General features: G+C 70.8%; 13 protein-coding genes and 1 other RNA gene. 3 read left to right on the top strand and 11 right to left on the bottom strand.

The genetic code is table 11. The features are described from left to right. Nucleotides 1-92: 92 nt before the first annotated feature. From BEK98_RS18855 to BEK98_RS18835, 5 genes are all read right to left on the bottom strand, one after another. On the bottom strand, nt 93-1,475 hold the full coding sequence (locus BEK98_RS18855) for a nitrate/nitrite transporter (protein WP_094217743.1): 1,383 nt from the start codon (nt 1,473-1,475) through the stop codon (nt 93-95). Nucleotides 1,476-1,637: 162 nt separating this feature from the next. After that, nucleotides 1,638-2,888, bottom strand: a complete 1,251-nt coding sequence (locus BEK98_RS18850) for an acyltransferase family protein (RefSeq protein ID WP_094217742.1) — start codon at nt 2,886-2,888, stop codon at nt 1,638-1,640. Continuing rightward, nucleotides 2,885-5,059 carry a bifunctional polysaccharide deacetylase/glycosyltransferase family 2 protein gene (locus BEK98_RS18845; protein ID WP_094217741.1) on the bottom strand — a complete coding sequence of 725 codons (2,175 nt, stop codon included), beginning with the start codon at nt 5,057-5,059 and terminating at the stop codon, nt 2,885-2,887. Before BEK98_RS18845 ends, BEK98_RS18850 begins: the two co-directional genes overlap by 4 nt. 19 nt (nt 5,060-5,078) lie before the next feature. Beyond that, on the bottom strand, nt 5,079-6,134 hold the full coding sequence (locus BEK98_RS18840) for a hypothetical protein (RefSeq protein ID WP_244201894.1): 1,056 nt from the start codon (nt 6,132-6,134) through the stop codon (nt 5,079-5,081). 224 nt (nt 6,135-6,358) lie between these two features. Then, a complete protein-coding gene (locus tag BEK98_RS18835; protein ID WP_094217740.1) occupies nt 6,359-7,324 on the bottom strand; it encodes a LysR family transcriptional regulator in 966 nt (321 codons plus the stop codon). Nucleotides 7,325-7,408: 84 nt separating this feature from the next. On the opposite strand from BEK98_RS18835, the gene BEK98_RS18830 reads away from it, so the two are divergent. Together BEK98_RS18830 and BEK98_RS18825 are read left to right on the top strand one after the other, a co-directional pair. Next, nucleotides 7,409-8,668, top strand: a complete 1,260-nt coding sequence (locus BEK98_RS18830) for an MFS transporter (RefSeq protein WP_094217739.1) — start codon at nt 7,409-7,411, stop codon at nt 8,666-8,668. 138 nt (nt 8,669-8,806) lie between these two features. Continuing rightward, nucleotides 8,807-9,817 (top strand): LacI family DNA-binding transcriptional regulator, encoded by a 1,011-nt coding sequence (locus BEK98_RS18825; protein ID WP_208643149.1) that lies wholly within the window; start codon nt 8,807-8,809, stop codon nt 9,815-9,817. Between the two features lie 87 nt (nt 9,818-9,904). Here BEK98_RS18825 and ssrA read toward each other — a convergent pair. The 5 genes from ssrA to ftsE form a co-directional block, all read right to left on the bottom strand. Continuing rightward, nucleotides 9,905-10,273: a transfer-messenger RNA gene (gene ssrA, locus BEK98_RS18820) on the bottom strand. 90 nt (nt 10,274-10,363) lie between these two features. Next, complete coding sequence (gene smpB, locus BEK98_RS18815; RefSeq protein ID WP_094217738.1) at nt 10,364-10,906, bottom strand: SsrA-binding protein SmpB; 543 nt, start codon at nt 10,904-10,906, stop codon at nt 10,364-10,366. A 57-nt stretch (nt 10,907-10,963) separates the two neighbouring features. After that, nucleotides 10,964-12,142, bottom strand: a complete 1,179-nt coding sequence (locus tag BEK98_RS18810) for a S41 family peptidase (RefSeq protein ID WP_208643148.1) — start codon at nt 12,140-12,142, stop codon at nt 10,964-10,966. A gap of 67 nt (nt 12,143-12,209) precedes the next feature. Then, nucleotides 12,210-13,127, bottom strand: coding sequence for a permease-like cell division protein FtsX (gene ftsX / locus BEK98_RS18805; RefSeq protein ID WP_094217737.1), 918 nt, complete (start codon nt 13,125-13,127; stop codon nt 12,210-12,212). Nucleotides 13,128-13,163: 36 nt separating this feature from the next. Beyond that, a complete protein-coding gene (gene ftsE, locus BEK98_RS18800; protein ID WP_031159396.1) occupies nt 13,164-13,853 on the bottom strand; it encodes a cell division ATP-binding protein FtsE in 690 nt (229 codons plus the stop codon). A 317-nt stretch (nt 13,854-14,170) separates the two neighbouring features. Between ftsE and BEK98_RS18795 the strand changes: the two genes are divergently transcribed. Further along, nucleotides 14,171-14,365, top strand: coding sequence for a hypothetical protein (locus BEK98_RS18795; protein WP_094217736.1), 195 nt, complete (start codon nt 14,171-14,173; stop codon nt 14,363-14,365). A 93-nt stretch (nt 14,366-14,458) separates the two neighbouring features. On the opposite strand, the gene BEK98_RS18790 is transcribed toward BEK98_RS18795, so the two are convergent. After that, nucleotides 14,459-15,367 (bottom strand): hypothetical protein, encoded by a 909-nt coding sequence (locus tag BEK98_RS18790; RefSeq protein WP_094217735.1) that lies wholly within the window; start codon nt 15,365-15,367, stop codon nt 14,459-14,461. Nucleotides 15,368-15,491 lie beyond the last annotated feature (124 nt).

Below are 15,491 nucleotides of genomic sequence, written 5' to 3'. Positions count from 1 at the left end.
TCCACGGTGTTACCGATGCCGGGTTCCACCTGGACCGGCCGATGTGATCTTCGGCCGGGGATCCGGGGGTTGCCCCCCGGATGGGCCCAGCGTCACACCTCGGCGTAGCTGAGCTGCGGCTTCGCCTCGGCGGCAGCCGTGGCCTGGGTCCGCGTGGCCGGGCGGCGAAGGTATACGGCCCACGTCACCGCGAAGCAGACGGCGTAGTAGGCGAGGAAGGCGACGAAGGCTCCGGTGCCAGAGCCGTAGGAGAGGAAGGACTGCCGGAAGGCGAGGTTGATGCCCACACCGCCGAGCGCGCCGACCGCGCCGATGAGCCCCATGGAGGCACCGGAGAGGCGGCGACCGTACTTGACGGCCTCGTCGCCCTCCAGCCCCTTGGCCAGGGCCTTGGTCTGGAAGATGCCGGGGATCATCTTGAACGTCGATCCGTTGCCGATGCCGGTCAGCGAGAACAGCACCACGAAGGCGACCACGAACAGCGGCAGCGACTTCTGCATGCTGGCCACGACCAAGACGGCGCTGGCGGCGGCCATGGCGACGTAGTTGTACAGGGTGATCTTCGCGCCGCCGTACTTGTCGGCCAGCCAACCGCCCACGGGACGGATCAGCGAGCCGAGGAGCGGGCCCATGAAGGTGAGGTACGTAGCCTGCAGCGGCGTACGCCCGAACTGGTTGGTGAGCACCTGCCCGAAGGCGAAGCTGTAGCCGATGAACGAGCCGAAGGTGCCGATGTAGAGGAAGGACATGATCCAGGTGTGGGCGTCCTTCGAGGCGTCCAGGGCGGCGCCGGTGTCGTTCTTGACGTTCGCGATGTTGTCCATGAACAGCGCGGCGAGGACGGCGGCGACGACGATCAGCGGGATGTAGATGCCGAGCAGAAGGCGCGGGCCACCGCTGGCGCCGATGACCGCGAGGGCCACGAGCTGGATCGCGGCGACGCCGATGTTTCCGCCGCCCGCGTTGAGGCCGAGCGCCCACCCCTTCTTCCGCAGCGGGAAGAAGGCGTTGATGTTGGTCATGGAGGAGGCGAAGTTGCCGCCGCCGATACCGGCCAGCAGGCCGATCCACAGGAAGGTGTCGAACGAGGTCCCCGGCTTCATCACCGCGAACGCGGCGATCGTCGGGATGAGCAGGAGGCTGGCCGAGACGATCGTCCAGTTCCGCCCGCCGAAGATGGCGACGGCGAAGGTGTAGGGGACGCGGACGACGGCACCGACGAGGGTCACCATCGAGGTGAGCAGGAACTTGTCGGCCGGGGTCAGCCCGTACTCCGGGCCCATGAAGAGGACCAGCACGGACCACAGGGTCCAGATCGAGAATCCGATGTGCTCGGAGAGGACGGAGAAGAACAGGTTCCGGCGGGCGACCTTCTCGCCGGTCGCGTTCCAGAAGGTCTCGTCCTCCGGATCCCAGTGCTCGATCCAGCGGCCTCCCCTACTGCTCGGGGCGGGGGCTGTACTAGGGGCTGTCATGACGCCTCCACGGTGCTCCGGGGCTCAGGTGGTTCGGGGTGATGAGCGGTGATGAGTCCCGAAGGTAGGGAGGGCGCGTTTCCTGCCTGTGCCTGTGGGTGACCGGAAGGGAACGTTGCTCTCACTCGCGGAGCAAGGCGTCGGTGAGGGAAAAAATCGGGCTCAGGCGGGCCTGCGCCGGCCTCCCCCGCGCTTCACCCCGTCCGGCCACAGCCGTGGGCTGCGCTTCGCGGCGATGTCCTCGACCCAGCCGAACCAGACGATGCAGCTGCCGATGAACACCCAGGTGATCGCGAGGACCGGCCAGGAGCTCTCCAACAGCCAGGAGAAGTGCAGGTACATCACGTCGACCTGCCACAGCTGGTCCCACAGCGTGGCGGCGACCAGGATGCAGAGGTTGTGCCAGAGGTAGATCGTCACCGCCCGGGAGTTGAGCAGGGTGACGATCCGGTCGAAGGGACGCAGCCAGCGGGGCCACTCCGTCCAGGAGGGGCTGACGTGGAGGAGCAGCAGCACGGTCGCGAAGGACCAGAGGGACTGGGCGAACGGGATGTCGTCCAGGTCGTGTCCCGGCCGGAAGCCGTGGGTCAGCGCGTACCACAGGCCCACGGCGGCGATGGCCGGAGCCACCGAGGGCACGACATAGCGGGGGATGCGCTTCAGGACGCCTTCCTGGTGCGCCATGCCGACGATCCAGCAGGCACCGAAGGTGCTGTAGTCGGTGAGGGCGGAGGGGATGCGCTCCCCGGGCAGGGTGAGGTAGCCGAACTCGAAGGCGGCCGAGAGCGCGATCGGCGACAGGATGGTCGCCCAGGGCAGCGCCCGCAGCGCCTTGAGCAGGAACGGGGACAGCAGGACGTACCAGAGGTAGGCGCGGATGTACCAGAGCGGTCCGGCCAGCTCCGCTCCCCAGTCCGCGCCGAGGATGCCGTGGATGCCGCGCAGGCCCTCGGCGTACGGCGGGTCGCTCAGCGGCAGGATCCAGAAGCCGAGGTGGAGCCACCACCAGCCGGGGTGTCCGTCGTCGCCCGGGCTCCAGCCCTGCAGCACCATGCCGGTCACCCCGAGGGCGCCGAGCAGCCACAGCGGGGGCAGCAGACGGCGCAGTCGGCCGCGTACGACCTGCAGCGGCGGGCGCTTGAGCGAGCGGGCCATGAGGTTGCCGGCCAGGGCGAACATCACCCCCATGGAGGGGAAGACGACGGGCAGCCAGGCCCAGCCCATCAGGTGGTAGAAGACGACACGGAAGAGGGCGACCGCCCTCAGGAGGTCGAAGTACCGGTCGCGCCCGGGTGCGGGCCCCTGCTGCTCCGGCCGCGGCGGCAGGGTGGACTCGTCCGTGCCGGAGGGCAGGGTGGGAACGGTCACGTGCTGGGCTTCCTGGGTGTTCGTGTGTGCGGGCGGGGTGGTCATCCGGCCGGCCTCCCGTTCATGACGGGCCGGGCGGGCTGGTTCGGGGGAGCCGCGATACCGCCCGTGCGGCGCAGCTTCTGCCAGCGCAGCCGGCCGCCGGTGAGCGCCGTGATCCAGGACTGGAGCAGTACGACGTACATGAGCTGGCGGTAGAGGATCTGCTGCAGGGGCAGCGAGATCAGCGGGGTCAGCGGCTCGCGGTCCAGCAGGAAGGCGTAGGCCGCGCAGGCCGCCTGGACCGCGAGGACGCCGAACCAGGCCGCGATCGTCTTCTCGGTGGGGCCGAACACCAGGCCGTAGACGAGGAAGATGTCGATCAGCGGGGCCAGCAGCGGGGCGACGACCATGAAGAGGGACACCAGGGGCAGGCCCACGCGGCCGAACCGGCCGGAGGGGCCGCGCTCGAAGAGGGCGCGCCGGTGCTTCCAGATCGCCTGCATGGTGCCGTACGACCAGCGGTAGCGCTGGGACCACAGCTGCTGGACGGACTCCGGCGCCTCGGTCCAGGCGCGGGCCTTCTCCGCGTACACCACGCGCCAGCCGTCACGGTGGAGGGCCATGGTGATGTCGGTGTCCTCGGCGAGCGTGTCGTCGCTCATGCCGCCGACCCGCTCCAGGGCCGAGCGCCGGAAGGCACCCACGGCGCCGGGGATGGTCGGCATGCACCGCAGCACGTCGTACATGCGGCGGTCGAGGTTGAAGCCCATCACGTACTCGATGTGCTGCCAGGCGCCGATGAGCGTGTCCTTGTTGCCGACCTTGGCGTTGCCGGCGACGGCGCCGACCCGCGGGTCGGCGAAGGGCTGCACCAGTTCGCGTACCGTGGCCGGCTCGAAGACGGTGTCGCCGTCCATCATCACGATCAGGTCGTACCGGGCGTTCGCCAGGCCGCGGTTGAGGGCGGCCGGCTTGCCCGCGTTGAGCTGCCGGATCACCCGGACGTCGGGCAGCCCTAGCCCCTCCACGATGCGGGCGGTGCCGTCCGTGGAGCCGTCGTCGATGACGAGGACCTCGATCGGATGCTCGCTGCGCATCAGCGAACGGACGGTGTCCTCGATGCACTTGGCCTCGTTGTAGGCCGGGACCAGCACGGACACGGGCTCGGTGACCGGTCGTTCGCCCCAGCGGAAGCCCCGGCGGCGGGTGCGGCGCGCGTGTACGGCGGACAGCAGCAGCATCAGGCCGAAGCGCGCGAACACCAGGAAGCCGATGACGGCGAGGCCGACGACGAGGAACCCGGTGATGTGGTCCGACGCCTTCACCAGGAGGACCCAGGCCTTGCCCTTCCACAGCTCCAGGCCGGTGACCGGGGTGTCCGCGCTCGGTGCCTTCAGCGCCTCGGTGAGGGTCTGGAACGCGTAGCCCTGCTGCTGCAGCCGGGGCAGGAACCTGTCGAGTGCCTGGACCGTCTGGTGGCGGTCGCCGCCCGAGTCGTGCATGAGGACGACCGCGCCCTTGCCGCCGTGGGGCGTGGCCCTGCGGATGATCTCCTCGACGCCCGGCCTGCGCCAGTCCTCGCTGTCGGTGTCGTTGACGACCGTGAGGTAGCCGCGGCTGCCGACGTACTCGGTCACCGGCCAGGACCGGTCGTCCATGGCGTCCGCGGAGGAGGAGTACGGCGGCCGGAACAGCGAACTGCGGATGCCGGCCGCTCCGGCGAGCGCCAGCTGGTTCTGGGACAGCTCCCAGTCGATGCGCCGCGTGGAGTGGTACGAGAGGTCGGGGTGATCGAAGGTGTGCAGGCCGACCTCGTGGCCCTCGGCCACCATGCGCCGGACGAGGTCCGGGTAGCGCGAGGTCATGCTGCCGGTGACGAAGAAGACGGCGTGCGCGTGGTGCTTCTTCAGGATGTCGAGGACCTTCGGCGTCCAGGTCGGGTCGGGGCCGTCGTCGAAGGTGAGGACGATGTGGTGGTCGGGCACCCGCAGGCTGTCGGCGCGGCCGCCCCGGGTGTCGATGACCGGACCGCCGTCGAGGATCTTCTCCGGCACCTTGTCGGTCGCCGCCTCGGGCCGCACCCGGTGGTCCGCGAGGATCTCGTTGTGCACGTATCCGCGCAGCATGAGCATCGCCAGGGTCGCGCAGAGGACCAGGATCGCCAGCAGATGGCGCAGCGGCAGCCGGGGGTGCCGGGCCGACAGGATGGTACGGCGACGGAAGCGTGAAGCCATCAGAGGGTGTTTCCCCTGGTCAGAGTGTGAACGTGGGACGCGGGTGCCGGTGTCGGCCGCCGGGGATGCGGGTGCTGGCCGAGGGGGACGGCGAGGGGGCGGACGTGGTGCTGCCGCTGGTGGGGGACGGGTCCGGGGAAGGCGCGGCGGAAGAGGCCGGCGCGGACGGGGAGTTCTTGCTGCCGCCGGCGGTGCCGGGTGCGGAGGAGGTGCCGGCCGTCGGCTTGGTGGCGGCGGGGCTGCTGAGCGCACCGGCGCCCGGGACGGAGGTGGCGCCCGCCGTGGGAGGCAGGGCCTGCCCGGTCGCCGAGGGGGTCGCGGCCTTGGAGGCGCTGGGCAGCGGCGAGCTGTCCACCTGGCGGGCCGGCTGGTCGTCGTCCTGCCCGGGCACGGGCAACCACGGCGCGTCGGAGCTGCCGGACAGCAGGGTGGCGACGATGACGACGGCGTAACCGGCACAGGCGACGGCAACGAGCAGCCCGAGCCGGCGGAAGCGCCGACTGCGCCGACCCGACGCGTCCACGAAGACCGGCCCGTCCGACCCGTCACGACCACTGTCACGCGGGCCACCGACGGCAACCGGACTCATCCGGACGTCACCGAGCTGGACGGCGTCGAGCTGGATGGTGACCTCGTGGGGGTCGTGGGTGGGGGTGGTCGGGCCGGTGGGGGTGGTCGGGGCGACGGGGTTGGCCGGGGCGGCGGGGTCGGCTGGGGCGGCGGGGTCGGCTGGCGCGGCGGCGTAGGTCGGCGCCGTGGGGTCGCCCGGCGCGGCGGCGAAGGCCAGCGTCGCGGGGAGCGCGGCCGTCGCGTTGGGGCCGCCCGGCGCGGTGGCGTAGGCCGTCGCGGTGGGATCGGCGGGCGCGGTGGCGTACGCCGACGTCCCGGGGAGGACGGCCGTCGCGTTGGGGCCGCCCGGCGCGATGGCGTAGGTCGGCGCGGTGGGATCGCCCGGCGCGATCGCGTAGGCCCCCGTCGCAGGCAGCACGGTCGTCTCGGCGGTCGCGGGCAGGGCGGTGCGACCGCCCTGGGGTATCTCCGCCTCGGGGGTCGCCTGTACTTCACCCTCCGGCACCGGCAGTTCCCGGCTCGCGGATGCGATTCGGGCACCTTCCGGTTGGGCGTCTTCTCGCCATGTTTTCACGCGCGTACATCCCCCCACGGGACATCTCGGGGTGCGCGTACGACTCCGAGCACCGTCGACCGGACCAGGCCCCCACCCGCCCCGAGCGCCCCCTGTACCACACCGTGCTCAGGCCCTGAATGTAGCGCACGCCGAGGATCCGTGTTCGCCACGCGTCAGTTGTGGAGGTTCATCACATCATCATCGATGGCCGGAATCCATCGGTCGGCGGGCTGTCGTAGCCAACCCGCGACCTTCGCGATCTCGGCCGCGGCCCTCCGGAGCGCGTCGAGACCGGGATGGACCAGCCCCTTCCGCCAGACGAGCGACACGGGCGACAGCGGAACCGGGTCGACGAGCGGCCGCAGCACCATGCCGGGCAGGGTCGGAAAGTCCACGACGGCCAGGATCGGGTTGCGGGTCTTGGCCATGATCCGCTCGAACTCCTCGTCCCCGACCGCCAGCGGAAGAGGGGGCGCGAGCCCGATGCCGCGCCCCTCGAAGAGGCGCAGGGCCAGGTCGGTCCACTCCCGGGTGCGCGGGTTCCCGGCACCGGCGTACACGGCCTCCCCCGCCAGCGCGGCCAGCGGCACGGCCGGCCGCTCGGCCAGCGGGTGGTCCTCGGGCACCAACACGGCCATCGGCTCGTGGCGCACGGGCTGCTGCTCCAGACCGGACCGCAGGGCCGGGTCCAGGCCGGCGAAGCGCCCGAAGGAGGCGTCGAGACGGCCGGCGAGGAGTTCGGCCGCCGCTCCGGTGAGACCACTCTCGTAGCGGGCCATCAGCTCGCAGTCGGGGGCGAGTTCCCGGGCCCGGTGCAGCACACGGCGGCCGGTGACCAGGCCCGCGCTGTTGAGGTCGACCAGCAACGGCCGGGCCTGGCCGAAGGCGGCGAGCAGGTCGTCCTGGGCGGCGAGGACCCGCCGGGCGTGCGGCAGCAGGCGCTCGCCGTCCGCGGTCAGCGTCACCTGCCGGGTGGTCCGCACGAACAGCTCGGCACCCAACTCCCGCTCCAGCCGCCGCACATCCCGGCTGAGCGCCTGCTGGGCGACGTACAGCCGGGCTGCGGCGCGGGTGAAGTGCAGCTCCTCGGCGACGGCGAGGAAGGCACGCAGGAGGCGGGGTTCTATGGCGGCGGGCATGACGGGGAATTTACAACGCGGGTGCGTGAATCGGCACCGAGAAGGTGTTGGACCCGGTGATCCACTCCGGGCGACCGTTGAGCCATGCCGCACCGGACCACCGAAGACACTCGACCACCGACACCAACACCGACCACATCAGCACCGACACCGACCACACCAGCACAACCCACCGGATACCGCCGCCTCTTCTCCCTCCCCGGCACCCGCGCCTTCACCGCCGGCAACCTGATCGCCCGCCTCCCCATAGGCATGTTCGGGGTGAGCGCGGTCGTGATGATCGCCGGCTCCCGGGGCTCGTACGCCCTCGCCGGTGCCGTCACGGCCACCGGGCTCGCGGCGACCGGGCTGGCCGGGCCCTGGATCGCCCGGCTCGTCGACCGGCACGGGCAGGCCCGGGTCGCCGTACCGGCCACGCTGACGGCCGTGCTCGGCAGCCTCGCGCTGCTGCTGTGCGTGCGCTACGACGCCCCGGACTGGACCCTGTTCGCCGCGTACGCCGCCACCGCGACCACCCCCAACATCGGCGGCCTGTCCCGCGCCCGCTGGGCCCATCTGCTGCGCGACGACCCCGGCGCGCTGCACACCGCGAACTCCTTCGAGCAGGCGGCCGACGAGCTGTGCTTCATGCTCGGCCCGGTGCTGGCGTCCTTCCTGGCCGGCACGTTCTTCCCGGAGGCGGGCACACTCGCCGGGGCCGTCCTGCTGCTGGCCGGCATGCTGCTGTTCACCGCGCAACGGGCGACCGAGCCGCCGCCGCAGGCCCGTTCGAAGGCGCCGTCGCCGCTGCGGAGCCCTGGGATGCCGCCGCTGCTGGCCTGCTTCGTGGCGACCGGCGCGGTGTTCGGCTCGATGGAGGTCGTCACGATCGCCTACGCCGACGCCCAGGGGCACCGCGCGGCGGCCGGTGTGGTCCTCGCACTGCAGGCGGCGGGTTCCTGCGCGGCGGGCCTGCTGTACGGGGCGCTGAAGCCGGCCGGCCTCCGCCTCTCCCAGTGCCTGCTCGCGATGGCCGGGCTGATGACCCTCCCCTGGCTGGCGGCCACCACCACCGGTTCGCTCACGGTCCTGGCGGGCGCGCTGCTCCTGGCGGGCATGGCGACCGCGCCGACGATGGTGACCGCGATGACCCTGGTGCAGAAGCGCACCCCGGCGGACCGTCTCAACGAGGGCATGAGCCTGGTCGTCACCGGCCTGCTCACCGGCATCGCGGCCGGCTCGGCAGCCGGCGGCTGGGCGGCGGACCACCTCTCCCCCGCCCTCGCCTTCGCGGTCCCGGCCGCGGCGGCGACCGTGGCCCTGCTGATCAACTGGGCGGCGACGGCCGCACGTTCACGTCGCTGATCCCCTTCCCGCCATTGCCGTCACACCTGTTGACCCCCTCCACAGCCTCCCCCTACCTTCCTCCATCGAAGCGCTTCGACGTCCCGCGTCGAACGGGTTCGACGAGCGGTGCGTGACGCTCTCTCTGGAGCTGGGCTGATGGTCAAGATCACCGATGTGGCGCGGAACGCCGGGGTCTCCCCCAGCACCGTCTCCTACGCCCTCAGCGGCAAGCGCCCGATCTCCGAGGAGACCAGACGACGGGTGGAGGCGGCCGTCCGCGAGCTGGGCTACCGGCCGCACGCGAGCGCCCGGGCCCTCGCCGGCAGCCGCTCGAACGTCCTGGCCCTGGTGATCCCCCTGCGGACCGGCATCCACGTACCCGTGGTCACCCAGTTCGCGGTGTCGGTGGTGACGGCCGCCCGCCGGTACGACCATGACGTCCTGCTGCTCACCCAGGAGGAGGGCGAGGACGGGCTGCGCCGAGTCGCGGACACGGCGCTGGTGGACGCGCTGATCGTGATGGACGTCCAACTGCACGACCCACGGCTGCCGTTGCTGCGCTCACTGGACCGGCCGTCGGTGCTGATCGGGTTCCCGCGCGAGGCGGCGGGGCTGACCTGTGTCGACCTCGACTTCAGGGCGGCCGGTGAGCTGTGCGTGGAGCGGCTGGCGGGGCTCGGGCACCGGGTGGTGGCGCTGGTCGGGTCGCCGCCGGAGGTGTACGTGCGGGGCACGGCGTTCGCCCAGCGGGTGGTCCAGGGCTTCACCGCCGCCGCCGACCGGTGCGGGCTCGCCTCCCGCGTCCACCCGTGCGAGGCCACACCCGCCGCCGCCCGCCGGGTCGCCGAGCGACTGCTGCGCGAGCAGCCCGCGCTGACGGGGGTCGTCGTGCACAACGAGGCGGTCCTGGAGCCGCTGATCGACGCCTTCGAGCAGCTCGGGCTGCGCGTCCCCGGCGATCTGTCGATCACCGCGATCTGCCCGGACGAGACCGCGGCGGCCCTCCGCGTGCCCGTCACCTCGGTGGCCCTGCCGTCCGCCGAGCTGGGCGAGCGGGCCGTGGATCTGCTGCTGCGCAAATTGACCGGCGCCGAGGTACCCGAGGCGACCCTGCTGACTCCCCACCTGACGAACCGCGCGAGCACCGCACCCCGCGACGCGCCCTGAAGTACCGCCACGTCTCCCGGACAACAGCGAAGGCCCCGCTGCGAGTGCAGCGGGGCCTTCGCCCACATGGGGTACCCCCGGAGGGGTTCGTGGAGATGGCGGGAATCGAACCCGCGTCCAACGGTGCGGAATCAGGGCTTCTCCGTGTGCAGTTCGCTGTGATTTTCTCGGCCCCGGCGATCACGCGAACAAGTCGCCGACGGGCCCAGTCACTGTTAGATTTCCCTCTTCACCCCGTGACCGGGATCAAGGTTTAGTTCCCTAGCTGATGCCAGGATCCGGGTCGGGAACAGCCCCGGGCTGACACTTCGCAAGTCGCTACTTAGGCAGCGAGGGCGAAGGAATCGCGCTTGGTGTTGGCGATTATTTTTTGCGACATATGGTTTACGAGATCATTGCCGCTTCCTCGACACGCTTCCCCTGCTTCGACAGCCGCTGTCGAAACCGATCATCCCCATGTTTTGTTTTCAATGCACACACCGGGTTCAACCGGTGTTGGTGCCATCGTACGTGACCAACGCACGCCGATGCCACCGTATTCCTGGGCTACACGCCCCGCTGCTTCCGCTTCGCCGCCGCGATCGCGCGGTCCGACTCACGCCGGTCCTGCTTCTCCCGCAGGGTCTGGCGCTTGTCGTACTCCTTCTTGCCTCGCGCGAGCGCGATCTCGGCCTTCGCGCGGCCGTCCCTGAAGTACAGGGCGAGCGGCACGATGGTGTGACCCGTCTCCTGGGCCTTGGACTCCAGCTTGTCGATCTCCTCGCGGTGCAGCAGCAGCTTGCGCTTGCGGCGCGCGGAGTGGTTGGTCCAGCTGCCCTGGTGGTACTCGGGGATGTGGGCGTTGTGCAGCCACGCCTCGCCCCGGTCGATCTGGACGAAGCCGTCGGTCAGCGAGGTCCGTCCCTCCCGCAGCGACTTGACCTCGGTGCCGGTGAGCACGAGCCCGGCCTCGTAGGTGTCGACGATCGCGTAGTCGTGCCGGGCCTTCTTGTTCTGGGCGACGATCTTGCGCTTGCCGCCCTTCTCGCCGTCCCTGGCCTTGGCGGCCCCGCCGCCCTGCTTGGGCTGGGACTCCTTGGGTACGTACATTCCCTTGCTCATAGTGCCGTCCATTTTCGCACTACGGAGGGGTGCCGTGGCCAGCCCTTAATCGGCGTCGCCGAGGCCGGTGAGGACCGTTTCCGCCCGCTGGAGGGCCTCCGGCCCGGCTTCGAGGTCCGGGGTGATGCCCCGGCCGTCCACGGTGTGGCCGGAGGGGGTGCGGTAGTGGCCCACGGTCAGCTCGGCCACGGAGCCGTCGGGCAGCTCGGTCGGCATCTGGATGGAGCCCTTGCCGAAGGTGCGGGAACCGATCACGACCGCGCGGCCCCGGTCCTGGAGGGCGCCGGTGAGCATCTCGGCCGCGCTCATGGTGCCGCCGTCGACGAGGGCGACCAGGGGCCGGGTGGTGTCGCCGCCGGTTTTGGCGTGCAGGGCGCGCTGGGCGCCGTCGACGTCGTAGGTGGCGACCAGGCCGCCGTCGAGGAAGGCGGAGGCGGTGTCCACCGCCTCGGTGACCAGGCCGCCGGAGTTCCCGCGCAGGTCGAGCACGATGCCGGCGCCGGCCGGGGCCTGCCGTACGGCGGCGCGGACGGCGGCGCCGGAGCCCTTGGTGAAGGCGGCGATCTGGATGACGGTGACCCCGCCGGGCAGCTTGCGGACGGTCACCGAGTCCGTGGACAGGCGGGCCCGGTGCAGGGTCTCGGTCCACGCGCGCGTGCCGCGCTGCAGGCCGAGCGTGACCGTCGTACCGGCGGGCGCGTCGTCCGCGTCGCCGCGCAGTAAGGAGACCACCTCGGTGACCGGCCGCCCGTCGACCGAGTCGCCGTCGACGCTGCGCAGCCGGTCGCCCTTGCGGATCCCGGCGTCGGCGGCGGGCGAGCCGGGCTGCACCCGGGTCACCGCGATACGGCCGTCCCCCTCGCGCCGCGCCCAGAGGCCGACGCCGGTGTACTGGCCGTCGAGGGCCTCCTGGAACTCCTGGTACTCGCCCTCGGAGTAGACGGCGCCCCAGCGGTCACCGCTGCGGCTGACGGCCCGCTCGGCGGCCTCCATCGGCGATTTGCCGTCGGCCATGGCCTCGGCGGCGGCCTGCCGCACGTCCTCGTGCCCGGGATCCGGGTGCGCGGCACCTGCGGCGGTCCTGCGGCCGGCGCTTCCTGCCTGGCCGGTGTCCGGGAAGGAGCCGGTGGCGGCGCCCGCGACGAGGACGCCGGCGAACACCAATGTCAGGGCGGCCCCGCGGCGGATGCGGCGGGGCTGACAGAACAGGTCGCGGCCTGACATGGCCGTGAGTCTAGGGGAACGCGAAGGGCCGTACGGCCGGATGTCCGTACGGCCCTCTTGGTATGCGTCACACCTTCAGGTACTTGCGCAGCGCGAAGAACGCCGCCAACGCCGGCATCAGCACACTGGTGGCGAGGATCAGCGGGAGCTTGGTCAACACCGCGTCCCAGCCTACGAAGTTGATCAGCGTGAGCTTGGCGGACAGGGCCATGCCGTGGTCGATGGTGAAGTACCGCCCCACCACCAGGAAGACGCAGGCGAGGCCGCCGCCGATGAGGCCGGCGACCGCGGCCTCCATGATGAACGGCGCCTGGATGTAGAAGCCCGAGGCACCGACCAGGCGCATGATCCCGGTCTCGCGCCTACGGCTGAACGCCGATACGCGCACGGTGTTGACGATCAGCAGCAGCGCGACGAGCAGCATCAGCGCCATCACACCGAGCGCCGCCCGGTTCATCAGGTTCAGCAGCTGGAAGAGGTTGTCCAGGATGCCCTTCTGGTCCTGCACCGACTGCACACCGTCGCGCCCGTTGAACGCGGTCGCGATCACCTGGTACTTCTGCGGGTCCTTGAGCTTGATGCGGTACGACTCCTGCATCTGGTCCGGCGTCAGCGAGCTGGCCAGCGGGGAGTTGCCGAACTGCTCCTTGTAGTGCTTGTACGCCTGGTCCTGCGACTCGTAGGCGACCTTCTCGACGATCGACATCTTGTGCAGGTCGGCGAGGATCTGCTTCTTCTGGTCCTCGGTGACCGCGCCCTTGGCGCAGTTGACGTCCGACTGCGCATCGCTCTTGTTGCACAGGAAGATCGAGACGTTGACCTTGTCGTACCAGTAGCCCTTCATGGTGCTCACCTGGTCGCTCATCAGGAGCGAACCGCCGAACAGGGCCAGGGACAGGGCGACGGAGACGATGACGGCGAAGGTCATCGTCAGATTGCGGCGGAGACCGACACCGATCTCCGACAGGACGAACTGGGCGCGCATGGCGTCTGGTTAAGCCTTTCCGTGGATCTCGTGCGGTCAGTGCTGGTAGCCGTAGACGCCTCGGGCCTGGTCGCGGACGAGGCGGCCCTTCTCCAGCTCGATGACGCGCTTGCGCATCTGGTCCACGATGTTCTGGTCGTGCGTCGCCATGATCACGGTGGTGCCCGTCCGGTTGATGCGGTCGAGCAGCTTCATGATGCCGACGGAGGTCTGCGGGTCGAGGTTGCCGGTGGGCTCGTCGGCGATCAGCAGCTTGGGCCGGTTCACGAAGGCGCGCGCGATGGCCACGCGCTGCTGCTCACCACCGGACAGCTCGCCCGGCATCCGGTCCTCCTTGCCGCCGAGCCCGACGAGGTCGAGCACCTGAGGCACGGACTTGCGGATCTCGCCGCGCGACTTGCCGATCACCTCCTGCGCGAAGGCCACGTTCTCCGCGACCGTCTTGTTCGGCAGGAGCCGGAAGTCCTGGAAGACCGTCCCCAGCTGGCGGCGCATCTGCGGCACCTTCCAGTTGGAGAGGCGTGCGAGGTCCTTGCCCAGGACGTGCACCTGGCCGTGGCTGCACCGCTCCTCGCGGAGGACGAGCCGCAGGAAGGTGGACTTTCCGGAGCCGGAGGACCCCACGAGGAAGACGAACTCACCCTTCTCCACTTCCAGGGACACATCCCGGAGGGCTGGGCGGGTCTGCTTGGGGTAGACCTTGGAGACGTTGTCGAATCGGATCACGGATGCACCACGGGTCGCCGGGGGTAGATGAGCGTGACCATACGCGAACCGAGTGCACAAGCGCAGGGCCCGGTTGCGGTTGAGCGAGACTTGTGCCTTTTTGTACGGGACTTTCCAACGGCGGCCGGGCTTCCCCACTCAGGGGCGCGGGGAACTGCGCGAGCAACCACGACCGACCCGCAGCCGCGATATGACGTAAACCACCCCTCTGTGGCCGCCCCGCGCAAGCTCCGCGGGAACCTGGCAGAGTGGAAGGGGAACGTTCTCGTTCCCGTGTGCGTTGTATGTGTGATGGCCGGTGCAAGGAGGGCGAGCGCATGACGTACGACCGGTTGGTGTGCGCGAACTGCGCGTCGCCTGTGAGTGAGGGCCGGTGCCCGGTGTGCCGTGCCAACCGCGAGCGACTGCAGCAGCAGGAGGGCTTCTTCGCGGGGCTGAACCCGATGGCGCTGATCGCGCTGCTCGCGGTGCTGATCGCCGCGGTGGCGCTGCTGGCGCACCAGACCGCGTAAGAAGACCGTAGGAACGCCGGAAGGGCCCGGAGCGCCATGCTCCGGGCCCTTCCGCTTGCGTACTGCGTACCGTGCGTGACCGTGAGGCTACGGTCAGGCGGCCGCGCCGCCCCGGCCGTTCACCAGACGCGGCAGGATGCGGAAGCCGACACCGCCGGCGATCATGGTCGCGGCGCCGACGATCAGGAACGCGGTCTGCCCGGCACCGGTCTCGGCGAGCTGCTTGTCGCCGCCCTGGGCCGAGGTGTCCGAGCCCGTGTCGGTGAGGGCCGAGGAGCCCTCCTCCTGGGACGCGTTGTTGTTGCCACCGTCGGGGGTGGTGTTGCCGTTGCCGCCGGTGCTGCCGTTGCCACCGGTGCTGCTGCCACCACCGGTGCTGCTGCCGCCGGAGGAACCGTTGCCACCCGAGTTGCCGTTGCCACCCGAGTTGCCGTTGCCACCCGAGTTGCCGTTGCCACCGGAGTTGCCGTTGCCGCCGGTGTCGCCACCGGAGGTGCTGCCGCCGGACGTGCTGCTGCCGCCGGTGGAGTCGTCGCCGCCGGTGGTGGTGCCACCGGTGGAGTCGCCGCCGGTGGTGGAACCGCCGGTGGAGTCGTCACCGCCCGTGGTCGTGCCGCCCGTGGAGTCGTCACCGCCGGTGGTGGTGCCACCGGTGGAGTCGCCACCGCCGATGACACCGCCGATGCTGGCGGTACCGCCGGTGGAGTCGTCACCGCCCGTGGTGGTGCCGCCCGTGGAGTCGTCGCCACCCGTGGTGGTGCCGCCGGTGGAGTCGCCGCCGGTCGAGCTGCCGCCCGTGGTGTCGCAGACACCGATGGGGTCGCAGCCACCGCTGGTCCCGCCGTCGTCGTTGCCGTCCGCGCTCACGCCCAGGGTGATCGGACCGGCCTGGACACCGAGGTCCAGAGCCGATGCGGCACCTGCGGCGGTCAGCGAGGCACCGGCCGCGATCACGGCGCCGGCGGCTATCCGCGCGACCCGGATCCGCGTCTTCTTCGTCATATGGTTGCTACCCCCAGTAGCTGTTCGTCAATGAGGCGGCGTGCGGGGCTTGCCGTGATCGACGGAGGTAGCTGTGACGAGATTCGCGTCAATTCCCCCGGTTCACATGCGCCCCAGAGATACG

Source organism: Streptomyces diastatochromogenes, from assembly GCF_002242805.1.
Taxonomy (GTDB): Bacteria; Actinomycetota; Actinomycetes; order Streptomycetales; family Streptomycetaceae; genus Streptomyces; species Streptomyces diastatochromogenes.
This window is presented reverse-complemented; position numbering and strand designations above follow the sequence as displayed.